Genomic DNA, 21,933 nt, shown 5'->3' with positions numbered 1-21,933 from the left:
CTAACAACATATTTATCACCCTTATATATTATTTTTGAGAAATGAAACAAGAGTATATAAATAAAAAACTTTTTTATATTATACTATATTTTTCTACATTAGAACTATATCTTAACTTTATATTTAAATATTTTCACATGACCTGTACTTTCCTTTTTTATAACTTACAAGAAATATATAGTCTCAAGAATAATCAAGTACTCTTTTACAGATATTTCTATATTAAATGCTTCTTCCATTGGTTTTAATATTTCTCTAACAAAATTATATTTATCTTTATTCTCATCTAACATTTTCTCACTATACTTACGATATATAATTTTTTCGCCACTTAACATACGCTCTATTACACACGCAATGTGTAATATTAACCCTATTAATGCAGAACTATTAAGTTCAACTTTATTATTTACAAGACGTATGTAAAAGCTTCTAAAACACTCGATATACTTATATGAATCTATATTTACATTTTCTCCAATTACTTCTCTCATATCATATATCTCTTCTATTAGACTTAATCGTGATTTTAGTAGTTCTACTTTTTTCTTATCAAAAATATCTGATGTTGATATATACAACAAAGACTCATCATCTGGTTTTACCGCACTTACCACTGCCAATATATCCTTTTCTGCCTTTATTTTTTGTATATTATGATTGAATTTTTTCTTGTTTACTATGTCTATATTAAGTATGTCGATGTCATTACTAGTGATTTCTAGTTTCTCTTCCACAATTGGCTTGAGTTTTATAGCAGTTCCTTGTCCTGTAATGCAAGCTGTTATAATCACCTTCTTTTTAAGTGTTGAATTTATACTAAAATTATCTGCATAAATTCTTACTATATATGGATTTAAATTTATACAGCAATCGTAAATTTCTTCCAATGAGGCTTTTAATGTTGCTTTCCTTGTAGCTTCAAGAACAATAGGAGTAGATACCATTTCTATTGTTTTTACCGGCACCTTTGTCTTTTCGTAAATCATATCCCCAAATAAAACAAGAGATCCCATATCTACTAACAGCAATACTCCTCTACCTTTATCTATTTCTTTTACTATTTCTGTCAAATTTTCTAGTGCAGTCTCTGGTTTCTGATCCAATGGCATATCATATCCTATAGCATATTTCTCACCCAAAAGTCTATTAGCTACATCAGCCATTGAACTTGCTGTATACTCTCCGTGCATAGCAACAATAATTCCAACACTACTCTCATTTTCATAATCCTCTTTATCTATACATAAAAACATAGTTATAAATCCAACTTCATCTTCTGGAATTCTAATATGAAATGTGCTTTCAACTTTTTCTTTTAAATCATACGAAATTTCATATTCCCTGGGATGCATCTTTTTAATATCTTCAAGTTGATGATTTTTAATTTCTTTTCCCTTTAGAATTCTTTCAACTGTACTTGCTACATGCATTGATAATCCATATAAAATTTTACTATCAAACTGCATTAACAATTTTTCACTAGCCTTGTTTAAAAATTCGCTAACTAGATCTACAATTTTTCTATCAACAACTTTATATAATTCTTCTAAACTATCCTTATCTATATTCAGTATATATTTTTTGAAATACGTATCTATATCAAGACTCATTATAAGTTTTATGTCCTTTTCACTTATTCCATTAGACTCCAAAAGTTTTCTTTTCTCTTCTAAAGCTCCATAAAAATCAACTATTTTTATATCTTCTTCTTCTCTCACATTATTTTCATCCAAACAAAACTTTATAACATCTTGATTTACAAACCTATCAATCTCATTTCTTTTCTCTTTATACTTAAATAATCCGCTAAGTACATACTGAGGCAAATATTGGCTATGAATGCATATGTTCTTATCTCTTTTCATCATATTCTCAAGAAAAGCTTTTGAGCAGCTTAGTTTTATATCGCTTTTGAGTTGTCCAATATTGTTAGAACAGTTGTATAGTAAGAATGCTTTTAGCGCATTTGCTGTAATACCTATACTCTGCTTAATACAACTCACTTCTATCTTTAAAAAGTTTTTAATAAGTTCATATCTTTCTTCTATAGTCCTATCTTTTAATGCTGGTAAGCGTATAATCATAGGAATTCTTCTAGTAAATGTTTTCAATAATGCCGATTCAACATTTTCAGTAGTAGCACATATTATAAGTAGTTTAACTTTATACTCTTCCTCAGAATCTCCAAGTCTCCTATATATGCCCTTATCAATTATAGAAAATAGCATTTCTTGACCTTCCGATGGTAATCTATGAACCTCATCCAAAAATAATATTCCTTCATTAGCTTTTTCAACTAATCCTATGGTGTCTCTGCTAGCACCAGTATATGCCCCTTTCTTAACACCAAAGATGTGACTCACTAGTAGCTGTGGATTATTTGCATAATCTGCACAGTTAAATGAAATAAATGGTGCATTGGCTTTTATTTTGCCAATTTCTTTAGCGTACTTATACATAACTTCTGCAAACATTGATTTCCCTGTACCAGTTTCCCCTAAAAGAAGAGTATGAAGTCCATTGGGAGGATATATTAGAGCAGCTCTAGCCTGTTGTGATGCGTTTTTCAGACTGAAGCTAGTTCCAATGATGTTATCAAAAGCATCTTTTAAAACTTTTTCTGTACCTTGCTCTATCTGAATATCCTCATCCTTTATTTTATATAATACTGGCTTCTTCACTATTTTTTCTATTTTTCCATCTCTATAAAGTTTATTTAAATCACTAGATACGTTTGTCCTTTGAATATTCATTGTTAATGAAATTTCTGTAGCTGAAAAACCGTTGATGCATCTACGTTCATTATATTCCTTACTACACAGATCCCTTAGAACTTTATAAATATTATCAATCCTTCTCATTGCTTTTCCCCTCATATCCTATTCGTATAACTCTCTTAACGTTAACACTCTAGGTACGTAAATTAAATTTAAATATCTTTAACTAATAAGCTTATTATACATGATTTACCATAGAATTTGAATAAACATATCAAAGAGTGGATTATTCAAGTTTTATTAAATAACCCACTCCATTTTTACTATTTGCTGTTTTTACTTATTATACATTGCATGCTATTTCTTTTTCTTTAAACTTTTCTTCATACATTTTAATAAGTTCACAGATAAGATCTTTAGCTAAAGATGCAGTCATTAAATGATCTTCTGCATGCATCAATAATAAAGATAATTCTTGTTTATTACCTGCGGCCTCTTCTTGAATTAAGCCAGTCTGTATATTGTGAACTAATGAAAGTTCGTCTTTAGCTTGTTTCATACATAAGTTGGCTTTATCAAACTCACCATTTCTAGCTAAATTTAAAGCCTCAAAACAAGCTGATCGTGAATTACCTGCGTGACTAATTATAGTGAAAACTATTTCTTCTAATTCCATATTCATTTTAAATCCTCCATTATTTATCCATTAAGTTTAGTGCAAGTTCTAGAACACTTTTTCCATCTATTCTTCCATAAAGTTGTACTGGTATGCAGGCATAAGGCTTACCTTTTTCATCAACTATTTCTTTAACCCATTTTTCTTTATATTTAACTTGAGGCCCAAGTAAAAATACATCATAATCATCAACATTTTCATCCAAATCTTCTACTGGTTCAGCATTAATAACTAAGTCCTTGTGACCTATTTCCTCTGCATATTTTTGCATTTTTGTTACTAGCAAACTTGTTGACATACCTGCTGCACACATTAATAATATCTTCATGCTAAATTCCTCCTAAATTTCATTCTATAAATATTTTTCTAATTAATACACTAAGCTTGTACTGTATTTAAATTTTCTTCTTTCCCTTCAATTTCTAATTGTTGTTTTTCAGCAAATTTAAAGAATGGGTAGTAAATTATTGCTGCTATAACCATTTCTACAGCAGACCAAACTGCTGCTCTCCAATCTCCACCAGTTGCAATAAATGGTCCTATAATAGGGGGCATTGTCCACGGAACCATAGCTACTGGTCTACCAATTATGTCAAAATACATCATAAAATAAGACAAAGTAGTAAGTACTAAAGGTACCACTGTAAATGGAACTAGAATAACTGGATTTAAAACTACTGGAAAACCAAATATGACTGGCTCGTTTATTTCAAAACATGCAGATGGAAATGAAACCTTTCCAAGTGATTTATAAAGTTTGCTCTTTGAACGGATCATTAATAAAACTAAACAAAGAGTTGCACCTGTTCCTCCTACATTAACAAACAATGAGTAAAATCCTGATGCTGTAATGTATGGAATCTTTTCATGTGCTATAAAAGCTGCTGTATTAACAGTTAAAAATTGAATATATATTGGATCTGCTATACCTTCAAGCGTCATGTCTCCATGAATACCTGCTGACCAAAGTAATGTAACTAATGCGCTATATATTAATATTCCCGGAAGAGTATTAAGGGCAAAAACAACTGGACTAAATATCATAGTAATAAAATCAGTTATATTAAATCCTATAACTACTCTTATTAGCCAAACTGTAATCATAACTACAAGAGCTGGTATTAACGCAATAAATGAATTTCCAACTGCTGGCGGAACTCCCTCTGGTAATTTAATAACAATATTTCTCTTTACGAAAAATCTTAATACCTCTACTGCAAACATACAAACTATTATAGCAGTGAAAAGTCCTTCTGCTCCAAATTTACTAGTATCTAATTGAAAATCCTCTGTCACTTGTGTAAGTAAAAATGCTACAAAAGATATTACTGATCCTGTAATTGGATCTAATTTATAGCTTTTAGCTAAGTGATATCCTATTCCAAGGGCTGCTAAAACGCCTAGAACTCCAAATGATGAATTTACAACTACATTCATCTTTGGGCCAAGCTCTCCAATATAATCTGCCCACCAATCAAATGGAAGGTTACCTAAAATAAGAAATATACTTCCTACAATAATGAATGGAATTGTAATAGCTAATCCATTACGAATTGCCATTAGATGCCTTTGATTACCGACTTTAACTAATGGTGGTATCATCTTTTCTTGAAAAAAATCCATAAATCTTTCCATAATTTCTTCTCCTCCATAATTTTTTCGTTCTGTTAAGCTGCATAAACATCTTTCAATTCTATTTAAGTAGTAATCGCAAGCTTGCTAAGTATTGAATATCTCTGCTAAAGTATTAAATAATAGAACTGAAGAAAACAAACATAAAAATTTTCTATCTTACGATAAGTTATATAAAACTAATTTTAATAAACATTATATTCAAACAATGTATTATGAAAAATGAAATCCATAACTTTTGCATAATATTATTAATACTCAAAAATGAAAATAATTAAATCCCATAATTATTTCAGCATACTAAAGTAATCGTTTTTATATGTTACAGTATAATTTTAATATTTATAAATGTATAAGACAAATATAATTGAATTATTGTTTATTATTACTATCACAATATAAATTTTCACTCAATATATAGGCAAAAGATTACGTTTATTTTTTATAAAATACAAGAGATTTGAGGTTTATGGTAAATAACTAATTTTGTTTATTAAATTTATGCTTAAGTAGGATTAAACTAAAATTATATAATCGCTAAATAGTAAAATTTCTATGAAGTATTAAATTATTTCTTCTAGCAACTCACAGAATGAATTTATTTTTACATAGAATTATATAAGCAATTACCATGCCAATACTCTAAAATACTGATAAAACTCAGACTTAATTGATTCAGTATAAAATCAATACACATTTTACAGTTTTCTAAAGATATAATACACATATGTGTATTATATCTTTTCTACATTTCGTTTTTCATAACTAAAAGGCTTAAAATACTGCCATATATAATTAAACGCCAGTATTATGCCATTAATTGATTACGTAGCCTACTAACGCTTTGAATATAAATTTGTTATCACAACATATATGCATACAAAATTAATATTTAAAAGTGCAAAAATCTGTATAAACTAAAAAACAGTATTAATACTTGTCCATATTAATACTGTTTTTTATCTTTATTTATATAATTTTATTGCATAGCTAAAAATCTAATTACTATCCTGTTTACATTAATTTTAGTAGCTATCACAAATTAGTATAAGAAAAACCTGTTCTTAAACCATTAATTAATACTAATAAACATCACCATCTATATTGAAAGTATCTCCATAAACTGTAAAATTAAAGTCTGGTTTCAAATCTACATTACCTGCTTTTAATAATTTTCTATATGCATTAACTCTATCCGAACCTTCTGGATCATCATCTTTAAGGAATGCATATCTATAATCCATTACACTAGAAAGAAATTTATTTTCATCTATACCATCCTTAGGTAATCCACCTAACTTTTTCTTAGCCGAATTAATATATTCTTTTGCTCCATCTTCTCCATGATTTACACACATATCATATATAAATGCTAAAGTTAGTTGATGTTTAGCGCCAATGGAAGTTGCTAGAGATACTGCTGGTTTCCAATACATTTCATCAAGTTCATATAATTGAGCTTTCTTAAATAATGAATCATTACATGCCTTTACATCTTTTATAAAATTATCTAGGCCTTTAATATCATCATTTTTTCCATCCTCATCATGTTCTTCCTTGTCTATTCTATCTAATACTGGAATATACTTTGCCAAATTATTATTGGGATTTAGCTTAGTATAATAATGTATTAATATATTTCCATCGTAAGTTCCTGTAGTAAATCCTATACATCCAAATGTAATTCCTCGTCCATCAAATGAGCCAAGCTTCTCTGCATAATTATAAACAAACTTTGTTTTACTGTTTTCACATACAGTCGTTAACTGAAGGTCCACTGCTTTTTGTTCAGAATTTGCAGTAATGGCTAATGCTGCTGAAGAGAATGAGAGACACATAGTCAAAGATACTGCTAAAGTAACTAATTTTCGTAAATTTTTCATATAAAAATTCCCCCTAATAATTATTTTATCTCAATTATATATAAAGCAAATATTATGCCAATTATAAAATACAAATAATGTATATTGAAAACAGATGCTTTATAGATAAATAATACATATTATTTAATGTGTATTCTAAAAATACATGTACAATACACATAAATGTATTAATTGCATAATATGTAAATCGCATATAATCTTAAAAAGTAAAAGCTTTGTATTGAATTACTTAATCCTTTGAAATATTAATAATTCAATACAAAGCTTAATTATTATGAGAATATAATTTTCTAATCTTCAAGAATAGCAGCTACAATACTTGAATTTTTCAACATAAAGTTTTTTTATCTAAAATTAAAACATTATCGTAACGTTAACACTTTTGTTTACATATAATAATTCATGGTAATAGTTCGAATATATATCTTAAGATAAAATAATATTATGGAGGAAAACAAATGACTAAAATATATGAAGGAGACGCTATAAATCAATATACTGGCGTAAAACCAACTGAATTAATGCAGGAATCATCAAATCTTTTATTTAGAGTTCCTGTATTCCTAAGCCATCCAAGTAGATTGAATTCTATTCAACAAGAATTTGTTGATGCTATAATATCTAAAATAAGAGAGGCTTTATTATTTCCACGTACCCTACCAGTAACCGAACAATATCCCGAAACTCCATTAACAAATATCAGAAGAATAATGCTATCTAGTTATGGATTTATTTCACTTAATCTTAATCAACGACAGGTATATATAATTCAAAATAATCTTGGTCAACCTCAAAATCAGTTTGCTCTTGAGGGTAGTCCTTTTGCTCAAATTGAACCAGCTATGGCTTATCAATACGGTCTTCCTATTCTTCTTATAAGAGAAGCTGGAGTAGAACAAAGTGGGATTTGGTCATTTGGTATAGGTCCATTTCTAATTTTGGAGTGGGATCCTACAAGGCCACTTGAAGATTTCTTTACAAGCAATGCGTGGCTAGAAATATTTCAAAATTGGATATCACAGGTAAGAAACGGATTTTATCTTCAAACTCAACCTGAATTTAAATATTCTTGTAATAACACTGATGTAAGGTAAATTAAAAATATTTCTTAGTTTTTATACTCCATCTAAAAGATATAAAAAAGCTGTTACATCACAAAGAAATTCTTTATGTAACAGCTTAACTTTTCTTTTAACTGACATTAAAGTACTTTTTAAACACGATTCTTAATTGTTCATTATAATCCTTATTAAGCCTCCAAAACTTCCACACGCTAAAAATCCCCATGATAATTTAATCTATCATGGGGATTAAACAAATACTAGTAATATCTGAATTAACAAAATCAACATATATTAATTAATATCTATTTGCTTCTTATTATTCTTCCTCTAAAATTTCTTCTACTTCCTCTACACTAAGCCCTGTGGCTTCTGCAATTTCATCAATTTCTTCAAAGCCCATTAAATCACGAGCTAATGAAATCATAAGCTTTTTCACATTTTCTTCAACACTTGGTGGAAGCTCAGACATATCAGTTAAATTTTCTGTTAAATCAAAATATTCTTCTCCATAAGACTCGTCTTCTTCTCCTTGTTCAAAAAGTCTTCTTTTCTTAGCCTTTTCTCTATCAAACTCATTAAGGTATACTAACTTACTATTGTTTACTTCTAAGTCTTCATCTGAAAATACTGTTATACCTTCATTCTCCAATAAAAGAGCTGTAATTCCTTTGCCTTCTATCTTATTACCTGTAAAAGTACCATCATAGACAAAGTTAGATCCACATGAAGGACTTCCTTCTTTTAATATAGCTTTTGTGGCTCCAAGTTCTTTCGCAATTTTTAATGTTTCATATGCACCATCTATAAATTGCTTAGTAAAATCCTCACCTTTATTACTTAATGCTTTTCCATTCCCATCTAACACTTCACTTGCTGCACTATTTAGCTCAACAGGATTTCTTGGAGTTGGTAATCCGCCTAATTGTTCTGGACAAACTAGAACCGCTCTTCCTTCTCTAAATAATTTTAAACATCTATCATTTAGATTATTTTTACCACTATATTTACAATTAACTCCACACAAGCATGCACTTATTATGTACATATTATCACCTCTTATCTAACGTACACTTAACACTATAAACCAAAAACTTAAGAGAAATTTAATTATAGCTTTACTTAATTATACATTAATATTTGTATAATATTCTTACTAACAATAATTTTAATGATATTTTTAACTTAAATAAGTAAAAATATTAGGTATATGAAAAAATAACTACCCCTTAAGTTCTACCATAGTAACTCCGTCTCCACCTTCACCATATGCACCTAGTCTATATGATTTTACATGTGGATGTCTCTTAAGCATATCATTTATTGCTTTACGAAGTACTCCAGTTCCTTTACCATGAACTATTGTTACTTCCCCTAAGTTAGCCATATATGCATCATCTAAATATTTATCTGCTTTGTAGCACGCTTCTTCTGCATCTAATCCCCTTAAGTCTACTCTAGATTCTACATTACTTAGATTAAGCTTTACTTCTCTTTTTCTTCTTACTTTTTCTTCTTTAGTAACTTGAGTTTTTCTTAAATCTTTAAGCTTAACATTTATTTTCATTATTCCAGCTTCAACTTGAACTTCGCCCCTATTATCTGGCATAGAAACAATAATTACTTTTTGGTTTAATGAAGGCAGGTAGGCTTCCATACCAAGAGTCACATTAGTTATAGATTCCCCTTCATTTTCCTTCATTTTGTGAATTCCTTTTTCTCTTTCTTCTAAGCTATCTTTAAGTTTCTTTCTTTCTTCTTCAAGCCTTTGTCTTCCGCCACTTGATATTCCAATTTTTTCAAGTTCCCTCATAGCTTTTAAAATCTCATCTGCTTCATCTTTAGCATTTGCAATTATCTCTTTTGCCTCACGCCTAGCATCCATATAAGCTTTTTCTCTAGTATTTTCTAATTTTTCAAGCTTTTCTTCATACTTCTTTTTAAGATCTTCTGCTTGATCTCTAAGTATCTTAGCTTCCCTTGCTTCTTTTTTAGCTATTATACTTTTTTCTTGAAGTTCCCTGATTAGATTTTCAAATTGAAGATTTTCCTCGGACATATATTCTTTTGCGCGTTTAATGACACCTTCTACAAGTCCTAATCTCTTAGAAATCTCAAAGGCATTTGATTTACCTGGAACACCAATTAATAATCTATAAGTTGGCCTCAAGGTTTCTATATCAAATTCAACAGAAGCATTTTCTACACCATCTGTTTTTAATGCATAAGCTTTAAGTTCACTATAGTGAGTTGTTGCGATTAGCTTTGCGCCTCTATTTCTTAAAGTTTCTAATATTGATACTGCAAGAGCTGCTCCTTCCGCTGGATCTGTACCTGCTCCAAGCTCATCAAATAAAGCTAAAGACTTGTCATCTACATGCTTCATGATATTAACTATATTAGTCATATGAGATGAGAAAGTAGATAAGCTTTGTTCAATACTTTGTTCATCACCTATATCTGCAAATATTTCTCTAAAGAATGCTATAGATGAGTTATCTCTAGCAGGAATTAATAATCCGCTTAATCCCATAATATGAAGCAAACCAACAGTTTTTATTGTAACTGTCTTACCGCCGGTATTTGGTCCTGTTATCATCAAGGTTTGAAATTCTTCCCCTAGATATATATCTGATGGCACAACTTTATCGCTTTCTATTAATGGATGCCTTCCAGAGAATATGCTAAATGCTCCATCTTCTCTAACTATAGGCTTTACAGCATTTAATGCAGATGCATATCTTCCTTTTGCAAATATAAAGTCAAACTCAACAAGTACCTTTAGGTTACTTAAACATGAATCTCCATTAATTTTAACTTTCAATGAAAGATCAGAAAGTATCCTTTCTATTTCAGCTTTTTCTTTTAAAAACAACTCTCTTATTTCATTGTTTAAATTTACTAGACTCATAGGCTCTATAAAAAAAGTTGCTCCAGTTGAACTTTGATCGTGTACAAGTCCTGGAACTTGACTTTTATATTCTGATTTTACAGGAAGCACATATCTATCGCCTCTCATAGTATATAAATCATCCTGTAAGTATTTTGAATTACTTCTAACAATAGAACTTATTTTTTCCCTAACTGAAGAATTCTTTTCTTTTAAGCTTCGTCTGATATTATAAAGAGTTTGGCTAGCTTTATCACTAATTTCATCCTCTGATACTATAGCTCTTTCTATTTCGTCTTCTAATGCTTTTACTGGAGCTAATATGTAAGCTAAGTCTTCAAGTTTTGGATATGACTTTTCAACTTCTTCTCTTTTAAAGAATTCCTTCATATTTCTCGTAGCTTTAAGCATTCCACCAACTTTTAATAATTGTCCTGGTGATAAGGTTCCTCCCTTTTTAGCTCTTTCTATACCTTCATGTATATCAGCTAATCCTTCAAGTGGTGGATTCCCCTTTGATATTAAGATTTCAAGAGCCTCGTTTGTCTCTTCTAACTTATTATTTATTTCATATAAATTATCATAAGGCTCAAGAGCCTCAACTTTTGCTTTAGCAGCATTTGTTCTTGCATATTTTTTAATTTTTTCTTTTATCTTATTAAACTCTAAAATTCTTAGAGATCTTTCATTCATTATCCCACATCCTAACAATCAATCGATCAATCAATAATTGACAGCATATAAGAGATAACTAAAACTTTATACTTATAAAACTTAAAATACTCTCTTTCTAATAAGTTTCAAAGTAATTTTCACCTTAATTATCAATTACAAACCGTCAACTATTCCTTGGTATTATTCTACTCCACGTTTATAGTGGCCCTTAGTATATTTATTATTTTCATTTTTTGCTTTACGAGTAATTTGATTTAAAACATCTTTTACTTCATCATAACTTTCATCTTTAAAGTCTACTCTAAAATTTGAAATATTAAAAGACTTAAGTTCTTCCATTTCATCAATTAAATTTGTAGATATTGAATTTAAAATATAACTTCTACAGCTATTATCACCCAAAACAGTAAAACTTTCGTTCATTCTATCTATTAACTTAAAGTTATCCTTCATACACACACCACTACATTCTTTTTTAGATGACTTATTACCAAAAGTACTTCCCATAGGACAATATTCACTAATCATAAGCTCAGTTTTTCCATAAATATTTATTCCCATGTTGCAGTTAGTGTGCTTCATTAATTCTTTTATTTCTTTCGATTTAGTTCAAGACTTAAGAATGGAATGTCAACGTCTTGCGCATAAAATTCAGCCGCTTCTTTATTAAATATATTTAACTTATAATCTCCTATTATAAATAATTTATCTTTATAGATTTTTATTATTCCAGCATTAGATGTAATTATTCCCTTTATATAAGGTTTTAGTTCATCTATTATCTTTACTATGCTATTAAATTCCTGCTTAATAATACTTGGAACTTTTAAATATATATTTTTATCTTTTGAAGTTTCATATAAATTCTTTAAATCATTTTTATTCAACGCATGTTTTTGCCTGCTGAAAAATATATCTAACGCTATATTTTGAGCCTTATCATCCTCAAGTAGTGCCTTTAGTTGATCTTTTGTAATACAACTATAAATATAGCCTAAGTTTTCCTGACATTTTGCATTATATTCTTTAATAGTTCCTTCTGTTCTTTTCCTTCTATATGAACTTATTTCTTCTTTTAAAATCTTTTCAAATAATTCTCTTCTTAGATTATTTATAGATGAAATTCTTATAAATCCATCGTCAAAAAAATCAAAAATTATCTTATCAAATTTATATGGAATTTCTCCTGATTTTCTTAAGGCTTCCTCTACTCTTTCTCTTGTTAATGGTTTATTCGTTGCTTCTTCAACCATTTCTCCATAAACTCTATATTCTTTTTTATTGTATTTTGCTTTAATACAAAGAGGTGCATTAACTTTAAATTCAATCTCTCCAGTTAAATTTATCTTCCTTTTATAAGGTTTTAAATCATCATTTAACTCATCATAAAGTTTTTTATCAGACATCTTATATAGCTTATAACCTTTTTTGTATCCCCCAGTTGGAAATAATTTTACTGTTTCACCCTTAAAAGCTTCCTTAACTTCATTATTATTATTTAAAATTTTACTTAAAGTAAATCCATCGTCATTAAACCTTATACCATCACCCAAAGATACACTTGCTTCTAGTTTAACTTCTCCACTGTTAGACACCTGACCTATATATACACCAGTATTTTTAGGGTAATTATAACTCATCATATCTTTTCCTACATTTTTATATAGATATGCTTTAGCAAAACCTTCTCTATTAAATAGCTGTGCTAATTCTTGTCTTCCCCTTTGTAAATCAAACTTTGTATTTACTAATACCTTATCAATAGCTTTTCTATAATTCCTTGTAACTCCAGCAACATATTCTGGCTTTTTCATTCTTCCTTCAACTTTTAATGACGAAGTTCCACTCTTTATAACGGCGTCCATATCATCAATAAAACATGTATCTTTAGGACTTAAAAGATAAGCCTTTCTTTCTCCAAAATTTTCACCCTTCAAGGTATACTGCATTCTACAAGGTTGTGCACACCTTCCTCTATTTCCGCTTCTTCCGCCAATCATAGAACTCATTAAGCACTGTCCCGAATAACATACACACAAAGCACCATGTACAAATATTTCTGTCTCAATTCCCAAATCTTTTGAAATATACTTAATTTCATCTACTGTAAGCTCTCTAGATAAAACTATTCTCTGCATTCCTTTTTCTCTAAAATATAAGGCTCCCTCTGCATTATGAATTGTCATTTGTGTAGATGCATGAAGTTCAAAATCAGGATACACATCTCTTATTAATTTTACTAACCCTAAATCTTGTATTATTATTGCATCTACTCCAATTTCATAAAGGTATCCTGCATATTTTAAAGCTTCCTTTAATTCACTTTGTTTTAAAATTGTATTTATAGTGACATATACTTTTACATTATAGCTATGAGCATAATCAACAGCCTTCATCATTGTTTCATTATCAAAATTTGATGCATAAGCTCTAGCTGAAAATTTATTTCCACCAAGATATATTGCATCTGCTCCATTATTTATAGCAGCAATTAAACTCTCCATGCTTCCTGCTGGAGCCAGTAATTCTATCTTATTCATATTTCTCCTTCATTGATTATCTTTTCTTTTTTACAATAGGACCTACTTGTTCTTTTTTAGCTCTTGCAATTTCTATTTCTTTGTTTATTATTTCTGCTTGTAGCTCAAATAACCTATTGTGAAAAGTTCTTGCTTCTTGATTAAGTTTATCATTTTCATCAGCTAATTCTTCTTTTTCTTTAGCTAGTATTGACATCTTTCCTTGTAAATCATCTATTGATACCTTACTTGTATTCAAATCTTTTTCCTTAGCTTCTATTTCTCTTTTTAATTTTAGGAAAATCCCTTCTTTATCTTCCAATTCCTTTTCTAATCTAGCTAAAGCTCTCTCTCTACTTGCTAATTCTTCTTTAATTCTTCTCAAGTCATTTTCTTTACACTCTAATGTATTGCTTACTTCCTCAATCTCTTTTACCTTAAGGTTAACTTCTACTTCTTTTTCTTCATGAACTTCTTTAAGTTCACCTTTTAGCTTTTCATTATCATTTCTTGTTATTTTTAATTCCCCTTCTAATCTTTCTTTTTCTCTATCAGAATTCTCTATTTCTTGTGATAATTTATCGTTAGTATCATTGATATTTTTAATTTCATTATTTAAAATATCTTGTTTTTTATTTAATTTATTAATTTCGCTTACTAAAGTATCCTTTTCTTCATTTAATAAATCAATTTGACTTACTAACCCTTCATTTTCTTTATTCAGCTTGCTCAATTTTTGCTTACATTCCGTAATCTCTTTTTCTGATTCTTCAAATAGATCATTAAGCTGTTTATTAAGATCAGCTTTTTCCATATTATTATCTTGAATTTCTTTTGTTAATTTAACAGCATTATCTTTTTCAAGTTTTAAACTATTATTTAATTCCTGCTCTCTTTCAAGTAATTTTTTAATTTTCTTATTTAATTCTTCTTCACTTAGTAACAATTCTGTAATTTTATTTTTTAGTATTTCTTTTTCTTCTCTAGCTTTAGAAGTTATTGCATTATTAGTCGTAATTTGATTTTCTAACTTTTCCTTATACTCCGCAAGTTCTTTAGCACATTTATGATGCTCCTCATTTAATTTTTCTAAATTTGCTTTACATGAGGTATATTCTTTGTTTATAACCTCTTTATTACTAATTTCATATTTTAAGTTTTCGCTTGCTTTTTTTAATTCCTTACACACATTATTATAATCAGCTTCTAGCGAGATATTCTTTTCTTGTAATAGAAGCATCTTATTTTCTAAATTTAACTTAGTTTGAGTAAGTTCTTTTATTTGCTTATCTAACTCAAAATTTACAGCAGTCATTTCGTTTAGTTGTTCAGTCACCATATCTTTTTCTTTGCTAACTTTAGTAAGTTCGCTAGTTAAACTACTTACTTGTTCATTAGCTTGTTGCACTTGCTTATCTAATCTATGCTCTTTGTTTTTGGCCTCATCTATCTTTTTATAAAGAATCTTGCTCTTCTCTTTATAGTCGGAAATATCTTTTGTTAAGGCTTCATTACTATTCTTATTTCTCTTATTCTCATCAGTTATTAATTTATTTTCTTTTTTCAGCTTTTCATTTTCAATTTTCAGTTTATTAATTTCATCACTTAATGAACTAAATTTTACTTCTACATTATTATATTTCCCATGTAGTTCTTCTTCTTTCTTCTGAAAATTATTTTGAAGTTCTGATTTTTCTCTATTTATATTTTCTAATTGCAAGCTAAGCTCGTCTACTTTCTTCTTTAACGAAGAATTTTCACCACTAATGGCTTCTTTTATTTTAATTGCTTTATCTAATTCTAAATCACACTCGTAAAGTTCATCAGCTATATTCACCGCCGCTAAAACAGAAGCATCTGTTGTACTAAAACTAGCTTTCTTAGACAGAATTTCTTTAATTCTTGTATCAACAAAATTTGCTACCCCAAGCAAATATTTTTCGTCTTTTTCCCCTTTTAAGTTATAATTCATACCATTTATATTAACTGTTACCCTAATCATAATAATAGCACCTCGTAAAATTCTTTATTACTTCTAATTATATGGTATATTCATCAATAAAACAATTATGTTAGGTTAACTGAACCTTGAATTCTTGCACTTTTTCTTTAAATTTACGAAAAACAACCTATATCTATTCAATTGCTAAAAAAGTTTTCGTACTTCTTAAATTTTATGCTATACTTATTTTGATTATTTTATTGTTTAATTGTATAAAAATGATTAATATTACTTTATTGTGTTAATCATTCTTATATATAACTAGAATTGGGCGGTGAGTGAAATTAATATTAAATCTATTTTAAGCATATTACTATCAAAAATTACTGCGTTTTCTGCAAAACACATTGTAAAAGGTGGAAGTAATTTTCCTGGTAAGATAGCTTTAAAAATTGATAAATCAATCTTAAAACATGTTAGTAATGGATACAAGGTGATTCTAGTTACTGGAACTAACGGAAAAACAACAACTACAAGCATGATTTATAATATCCTAAAGGAAAATAAATTACACGTTATAACAAATAGCACTGGAGCCAATTTATACCCAGGTATCGTAGCTTGTTTTGTTTCCAACTATTCTTTTTTTAAGAAAAAAGAAAATCCTTATGCGGTAATAGAAGTTGATGAGGCTAATGTAAAATTCATTACAGAACATATAACCCCTGAAATAATAACTGTAACTAATTTATTTAGGGATCAGCTAGATAGATATGGAGAGGTTTATACAACTCTAGTTAAAATTTTAGAAGGTGTGACTAAAGTTCCTGAGTCAAAACTAGTTTTGAATGGTGATGAATCTTTACTCGGAAAGTTAGATATAAAAAATCCAGTAGTATATTATGGTTTTAATACACCTATTAAAGAAGATACTACATTGGAAATAAATGCTGATGCAAAGTTCTGTAAGTTCTGTAAGGCACCTTATTCATATAATCTAGTTACTTATAATCACTTAGGCGATTTTTACTGTCCTGAATGTGGTTACAAGCGTTCTGAACTTGCTTATGCTGTAAATAAAATTTTTGATTTAACACCTGAAAACTCTTCTGTATTAATTAATGACACTGAAGTTTTCATAAGCCAATCAGGTGCTTATAATATTTACAACGCCTTATGTGCATTTGCCATTTCAAAAGAACTTGGAATAGAAGACTCAGTAATTAAAGCTTCTCTTCAAAATCAAAGTTCAAGCTTTGGCAGACAAGAGCAAATATCTATTGATAATAAAGATGTACAAATTATATTAGTAAAAAATCCAGCTGGATATAACCAAGCTTTAGACACCCTTGCTCTTAATACGAGTGAATTTTCAGCAGTTTTCATGTTAAATGATAATTACGCTGACGGACGTGATGTCTCTTGGATTTGGGATGTAGACTTCGAAAAAATATCTAGTTTAAAAATAGAAGATATTTTTGTATCAGGAATTAGAATGTATGATATGGCAGTAAGATTAAAGGTTGCTGGATTAAATGTAGATAAATTTATTTTAAAAGAAGATTATGAAGAGCTTACAGATAAAATTAAGGAATCTGCATCTAAAAAAATATATATATTAGCAACTTATACTGCAATGATTAATTATAGAAAATATCTTCATTCAAAAGGTTATATAAAAAAACTTTGGTAAGATAAGGAGAATACTATTATGGAATTAACTATTTGTCATTTATATCCGGATTTACTAAATGTATATGGTGACGTAGGTAATGTACTCATTTTAAAACATAGAGCAGCCCTTAGAGGAATTGATGTAGATATAATAAATACTTCAATAGGTGAAAACATAGATAAAGACAATGTGGACATCATCTTCTTCGGTGGTGGCCAAGACTATGAACAGTCTATAGTCTCTAATGATTTAAATGAGATAAAGAAAGATGCTTTAACAAGTTATATTGAAGATGGCAAAGTTATGCTAGCTATATGCGGCGGATATCAATTATTAGGTAAATACTACACTGCTCCAAATGGAGAAAAAATAGATGGACTTGGTATTTTAAATCTATATACCGAAGGCGGGGATACTAGATTTATTGGAAATACAGAAATATTTAACGAAGAATTTAATGAAACTTATGTTGGATTTGAAAATCATTCTGGTAGAACATATATAAATGACCATACTCCCCTTGGAAAATGCATTCACGGATATGGCAATAATGGTGAAGATGGATATGAAGGATGTATCTATAAAAATACATTTGGTTCGTATTTTCATGGCTCTTTTCTTTCAAAAAATCCAGAATTTGCAGATAGGCTTCTAACATTAGCTTTGAAGAACAAATACGGAGAAGATGTAAAATTAGAAAACTTGAATGATAATTTCGAATTAAAAGCAAAAAATTCTATAATACAAAGACTAAAGTAAATATTACAAAATTGTAAATTCTCATATATTGTTTGTAACTTTTTACATAACATTTATTGTTATAGCATTACATAAATGTTATACTTAAAATGTTTTATTATACTTAAGGCATGTTAAAAAAGATTATTATTTTATATATGTTTAAAAGAAGTGGAGAGATTTGACTTGAAAAAAAATTTAATTTTAAAAGCATTTGCATTAACCCTTTCTCTTTCTTTATTTAGTCCATTAAGTATGGCAAGTTATGCAGCAAGCAATTCTGCAAAACCTAATACTGAAACTTCATCAGAGAACTTACCAAACATTAAAGCTGAAGCTGCTTTAACTATGGATTTAGAAACAGGAGAGATAATTTATTGCAAGGATGCTGACAGCAAGAGATATCCTGCTAGTACAACAAAACTTTTAACTGGCTTATTATTAGCTGAAAGCAAAGACAAAGCAGATCAGCTTGAATATACTAAATCTGCAAAGGAACAACCTGAATACTCTTTAAATTTAAATTATATGCATAATACTATGCAGCCTGGTGACAAAGTAACTGCCGATGATATAATGAAGGGCTTACTACTTTTTTCTGGTAATGATACTGCATATGTAATAGCAGACAATATTTCCGGAGATGTTAAATCATTTGCTGAATTAATGAATAAAAAAGCAAAAGAACTTGGAGCTAATAATAGTAACTTTGTTACTCCTAATGGACTTCATGATCCAAATCATTACACTACAGCATATGACCTTTCAATGATCATGAAGGCAGCTTTTGCAAATCCTTGGGAAAGAGAAACAATGGAACTTGAAAAAGCTCCTATAAATTTAAAAAATTCTAGAATAATTTTAGAAAATAGAAACTTAACACTTGGTAAAAATGGTAACCTTGCTGGTAAAACTGGTACAACTAATGAAGCTGGCGGTTGTTTAGCGACTGTTTATGATAGAGATGGGCGTCAGTTAATTGGTATTGTTCTTAAAAGTAGACAAATTGATAATGCAGATATGACAAAATTTAATGATATGGATGCTATTATGGATTATAGCTATGGTGCTAAAAAAGAAGTTTATAAATCAAATGGTGAAAGTGTTGGAACCGCTGATGTAAAATATAAACCATTTATATTATTTGGGCCTACAAAAACTATCTCTGTTCCAATTAAATTGACTCAAGATGTGAACTATTATAAAAATGCTATAAACGATTCTGAATCTCAGATTACTTATAAAGGAACAGATTCTACTGCATGGAGTTTACTATTCAATAAAAATACTAAACTTACTTATAGTACAAGAAATCATTCTGAAGAAGTTACAGGTTCAGTTGATATTTCACTAGGTTCAATAATTAAAGATAATTTAATTATCTACATTTCTACTTTAGTAGGTTTGGCTATTATCGTAACTCTTATTGCTCTTATTAAAAATGCTGCATCTAATTCAAGACGCAAGAATAAAAATTACTATAGCCGTTCTAACAGAAGAAGAAGATAATTAAATAACTTTACTTAATTTCTATAATATATCTTAAGCATCTTCAAAAATAGGTTGTATTCTTCCTAGGTATTTGAAGATGCTTTTATTTAAGGAGTAATTAACATGAATAAATTGAATTTTAAAGGCAGTGTTATGCTTAATCCCACGCCTGTAGTACTTGTCACATCAAAAAACAAAGATGATAAAGTTAATGTTTTTACGGTTGGCTGGGTAAGTACTGTTTGCACTAAAGAACCTATAATAGCTATGGGAATACGACCTGAGAGATTATCTTATGATTACATAAAAGAAAGTGGTGAATGCGTTATTAATTTGCCGACTAGAGAAATGGTTAAGATCGTTGATTATTGTGGAGTTCGCTCTGGAAAGAAAGAAGATAAAATTAAACATTTTGGTTTGCAACTTAATAAAGGTGAAAGTATATCCACACCTTCATTGCAAAAATCGCCGATAGCTTTAGAATGTAAGTTAAAATCAATTACGCCTCTAGGTACACATGATCTATTCCTGTTTGAAGTAACAAACGTAAAGGTCGACGAAGACTTAATTGATTCAAATGGTAAGATATGCTTTAACAAAGCCAACTTGATTTGTTATAGCCATGGTGAATATTATGGCCTAAACGCTAAACCATTGGGCACATTTGGATATTCAGTAAAAAAGAAAAAAAAAGTACATAAAAAATAATAATCCTCAATTTATTTTTATATTTATATGTTGCAATTCACAATGCACAATTTCAGCTAAAATTTTTGCGATATTTTTATAATTATGATGAATAATTATTTTGCAATATATATATTTAAATTTAAAGCAGTTACAATGTCTTTCGCTATGTAACTGCTTTCTTGTTTATATAATATATTTTCAATGTAGAATAAATTTAATATTAAAAGACAATCTAATAGTAAATCTTACAATTTGAAATTGTCATATGGAGGATTGAAATGAAAATATTAAAAAAGATACTATCGTTCATAATTATATTAGCTATTATACCTACTTATAATCTTAAAACTGCTTTATATGCAAATGCACAAGTTCTTCCAGAGAAGCCAGTAAAGGTAGCCACACTGTTATTTGCTTTAGATGATCCTTATATATCTTTAGTAAGAAATAGCCTTGAGGAAATTCAAAATAAAAGCAAAGATTCTGTTAGCTTTACTTTTTTGGATGGCAGAAGAAATCAAGGTATACAAAATGCTTTATTAGATTCAGCGCTCCAAAGTGATTACGATCTTTTATTAATAAATTTAGTAAGCTTAGATAGAAATACTGTAGAATCAGTTATTAGAAAAGCAAAACAAAGAAATATTCCTGTGATTCTATTTAATACAGTACCTTTTGATACTGAACCAATCAAATCTTATAATAGAGCTCTTGTTGTATCAACAAATGCTGATCAATCTGGGATTTTGCAAGGAAATCTAATTGTTAAAGAATGGAATTCTGATAAAAAAACTATGGATAGAAATGGTGATAACGTATTACAATATTTTATGTTAAAAGGTCCAAATAATAGTACTGTAACAAATGCAAGAAGCACATACTCTATATCAACTATTAATGATGCTGGAATTAAAACACAAGAAATTTTATCTAAATTCTGTTATTGGGATGAAATATGCGCCAAAGATTCTACTGAATTACTATTTTTGAGATATGGAGATAAAATCGAGGCAATAATTTCAAATAATGATGCCATGGCTATAGGTGCAATTGAAGCATTACAGAAATACGGATACAATAAAGAAGATAAATCAAAATATATACCTGTTTTCGGAATTGATGGAATACCAGCAGCTAAAGACCTAATTAATAAAGGTGTTATGACAGGCACTGTTTTTCAGGATCCTAATCAAACAGCTGAAGCCCTTTATTCCATAGGAATGAACTTAGTTGGTAATAAAAATCCTCTTGAAAATACAAATTATAAATTTGATGAAACAGGAGTTACAATTCAAATGCCCTATCAAGAATATACTCCTCAAAAATAACACTATACACATT

14 protein-coding genes and 1 pseudogene are annotated in these 21,933 nt (G+C 28.9%); 6 read left to right on the top strand and 9 right to left on the bottom strand.

Annotated features, from left to right (window positions below):
• Positions 1–164: 164 nt before the first annotated feature.
• The 5 genes from AXY43_RS19755 to AXY43_RS19735 all read right to left on the bottom strand — a co-directional run bounded on the left by AXY43_RS19755 (position 165) and on the right by AXY43_RS19735 (position 6,911).
• Positions 165–2,864: a sigma 54-interacting transcriptional regulator gene (locus AXY43_RS19755; protein WP_105412027.1), complete on the bottom strand. Its 2,700-nt coding sequence runs from the start codon at positions 2,862–2,864 to the stop codon at positions 165–167.
• Between the two features lie 199 nt (positions 2,865–3,063).
• A complete protein-coding gene (locus AXY43_RS19750) occupies positions 3,064–3,402 on the bottom strand; it encodes a PTS lactose/cellobiose transporter subunit IIA (protein WP_105412026.1) in 339 nt (112 codons plus the stop codon).
• 13 nt (positions 3,403–3,415) lie between these two features.
• Positions 3,416–3,724 carry a PTS sugar transporter subunit IIB gene (locus tag AXY43_RS19745; protein ID WP_011968294.1) on the bottom strand — a complete coding sequence of 103 codons (309 nt, stop codon included), beginning with the start codon at positions 3,722–3,724 and terminating at the stop codon, positions 3,416–3,418.
• Between the two features lie 50 nt (positions 3,725–3,774).
• Positions 3,775–5,031 carry a PTS sugar transporter subunit IIC gene (locus AXY43_RS19740; RefSeq protein WP_011968293.1) on the bottom strand — a complete coding sequence of 419 codons (1,257 nt, stop codon included), beginning with the start codon at positions 5,029–5,031 and terminating at the stop codon, positions 3,775–3,777.
• A gap of 1,079 nt (positions 5,032–6,110) precedes the next feature.
• Entirely contained in the window at positions 6,111–6,911 is an 801-nt protein-coding gene (locus AXY43_RS19735; protein WP_105412025.1) for a chitosanase, read from the bottom strand.
• A gap of 458 nt (positions 6,912–7,369) precedes the next feature.
• On the opposite strand from AXY43_RS19735, the gene AXY43_RS19730 reads away from it, so the two are divergent.
• Positions 7,370–8,005, top strand: a complete 636-nt coding sequence (locus tag AXY43_RS19730) for a hypothetical protein (RefSeq protein ID WP_105412024.1) — start codon at positions 7,370–7,372, stop codon at positions 8,003–8,005.
• Between the two features lie 286 nt (positions 8,006–8,291).
• On the opposite strand, the gene AXY43_RS19725 is transcribed toward AXY43_RS19730, so the two are convergent.
• From AXY43_RS19725 to zapA, 4 genes and pseudogenes are all read right to left on the bottom strand, one after another.
• On the bottom strand, positions 8,292–9,020 hold the full coding sequence (locus AXY43_RS19725) for a DUF523 domain-containing protein (protein WP_023975276.1): 729 nt from the start codon (positions 9,018–9,020) through the stop codon (positions 8,292–8,294).
• Positions 9,021–9,194: 174 nt separating this feature from the next.
• On the bottom strand, positions 9,195–11,555 hold the full coding sequence (locus tag AXY43_RS19720) for an endonuclease MutS2 (RefSeq protein ID WP_105412023.1): 2,361 nt from the start codon (positions 11,553–11,555) through the stop codon (positions 9,195–9,197).
• A 162-nt stretch (positions 11,556–11,717) separates the two neighbouring features.
• Positions 11,718–14,077: pseudogene (locus AXY43_RS19715) on the bottom strand (DUF3656 domain-containing U32 family peptidase).
• A 16-nt stretch (positions 14,078–14,093) separates the two neighbouring features.
• The gene (gene zapA / locus AXY43_RS19710; RefSeq protein ID WP_105412022.1) at positions 14,094–16,058 is read right to left on the bottom strand and encodes a cell division protein ZapA; all 1,965 of its coding nucleotides are present in this window, start codon (positions 16,056–16,058) and stop codon (positions 14,094–14,096) included.
• Positions 16,059–16,332: 274 nt separating this feature from the next.
• Between zapA and AXY43_RS19705 the strand changes: the two genes are divergently transcribed.
• The 5 genes from AXY43_RS19705 (at position 16,333) to AXY43_RS19685 (ending at position 21,920) form a co-directional block, all read left to right on the top strand.
• Positions 16,333–17,691, top strand: coding sequence for a Mur ligase family protein (locus AXY43_RS19705; RefSeq protein WP_039773906.1), 1,359 nt, complete (start codon positions 16,333–16,335; stop codon positions 17,689–17,691).
• A gap of 18 nt (positions 17,692–17,709) precedes the next feature.
• On the top strand, positions 17,710–18,432 hold the full coding sequence (locus AXY43_RS19700; RefSeq protein ID WP_011968285.1) for a type 1 glutamine amidotransferase: 723 nt from the start codon (positions 17,710–17,712) through the stop codon (positions 18,430–18,432).
• A 165-nt stretch (positions 18,433–18,597) separates the two neighbouring features.
• On the top strand, positions 18,598–19,920 hold the full coding sequence (locus AXY43_RS19695; RefSeq protein ID WP_023975281.1) for a D-alanyl-D-alanine carboxypeptidase family protein: 1,323 nt from the start codon (positions 18,598–18,600) through the stop codon (positions 19,918–19,920).
• Positions 19,921–20,025: 105 nt separating this feature from the next.
• The gene (locus tag AXY43_RS19690; RefSeq protein WP_017209861.1) at positions 20,026–20,610 is read left to right on the top strand and encodes a flavin reductase family protein; all 585 of its coding nucleotides are present in this window, start codon (positions 20,026–20,028) and stop codon (positions 20,608–20,610) included.
• 260 nt (positions 20,611–20,870) lie between these two features.
• Positions 20,871–21,920, top strand: a complete 1,050-nt coding sequence (locus AXY43_RS19685; protein WP_023975283.1) for a galactose ABC transporter substrate-binding protein — start codon at positions 20,871–20,873, stop codon at positions 21,918–21,920.
• Positions 21,921–21,933: the final 13 nt, after the last annotated feature.

The organism is Clostridium sp. MF28, assembly GCF_002969175.1.
Lineage (GTDB): Bacteria > Bacillota > Clostridia > Clostridiales > Clostridiaceae > Clostridium > Clostridium beijerinckii.
This window is presented reverse-complemented; position numbering and strand designations above follow the sequence as displayed.

Coding starts and splice junctions, on each gene's coding strand:
- AXY43_RS19755 (WP_105412027.1), bottom strand. CDS start 2,864: ATGAGAAGGATTGATAATATTTATAAAGTTCTAAGGGATCTGTGTAGT.
- AXY43_RS19750 (WP_105412026.1), bottom strand. CDS start 3,402: ATGAATATGGAATTAGAAGAAATAGTTTTCACTATAATTAGTCACGCA.
- AXY43_RS19745 (WP_011968294.1), bottom strand. CDS start 3,724: ATGAAGATATTATTAATGTGTGCAGCAGGTATGTCAACAAGTTTGCTA.
- AXY43_RS19740 (WP_011968293.1), bottom strand. CDS start 5,031: ATGGAAAGATTTATGGATTTTTTTCAAGAAAAGATGATACCACCATTA.
- AXY43_RS19735 (WP_105412025.1), bottom strand. CDS start 6,911: ATGAAAAATTTACGAAAATTAGTTACTTTAGCAGTATCTTTGACTATG.
- AXY43_RS19730 (WP_105412024.1), top strand. CDS start 7,370: ATGACTAAAATATATGAAGGAGACGCTATAAATCAATATACTGGCGTA.
- AXY43_RS19725 (WP_023975276.1), bottom strand. CDS start 9,020: ATGTACATAATAAGTGCATGCTTGTGTGGAGTTAATTGTAAATATAGT.
- AXY43_RS19720 (WP_105412023.1), bottom strand. CDS start 11,555: ATGAATGAAAGATCTCTAAGAATTTTAGAGTTTAATAAGATAAAAGAA.
- zapA (WP_105412022.1), bottom strand. CDS start 16,058: ATGATTAGGGTAACAGTTAATATAAATGGTATGAATTATAACTTAAAA.
- AXY43_RS19700 (WP_011968285.1), top strand. CDS start 17,710: ATGGAATTAACTATTTGTCATTTATATCCGGATTTACTAAATGTATAT.
- AXY43_RS19690 (WP_017209861.1), top strand. CDS start 20,026: ATGAATAAATTGAATTTTAAAGGCAGTGTTATGCTTAATCCCACGCCT.
- AXY43_RS19685 (WP_023975283.1), top strand. CDS start 20,871: ATGAAAATATTAAAAAAGATACTATCGTTCATAATTATATTAGCTATT.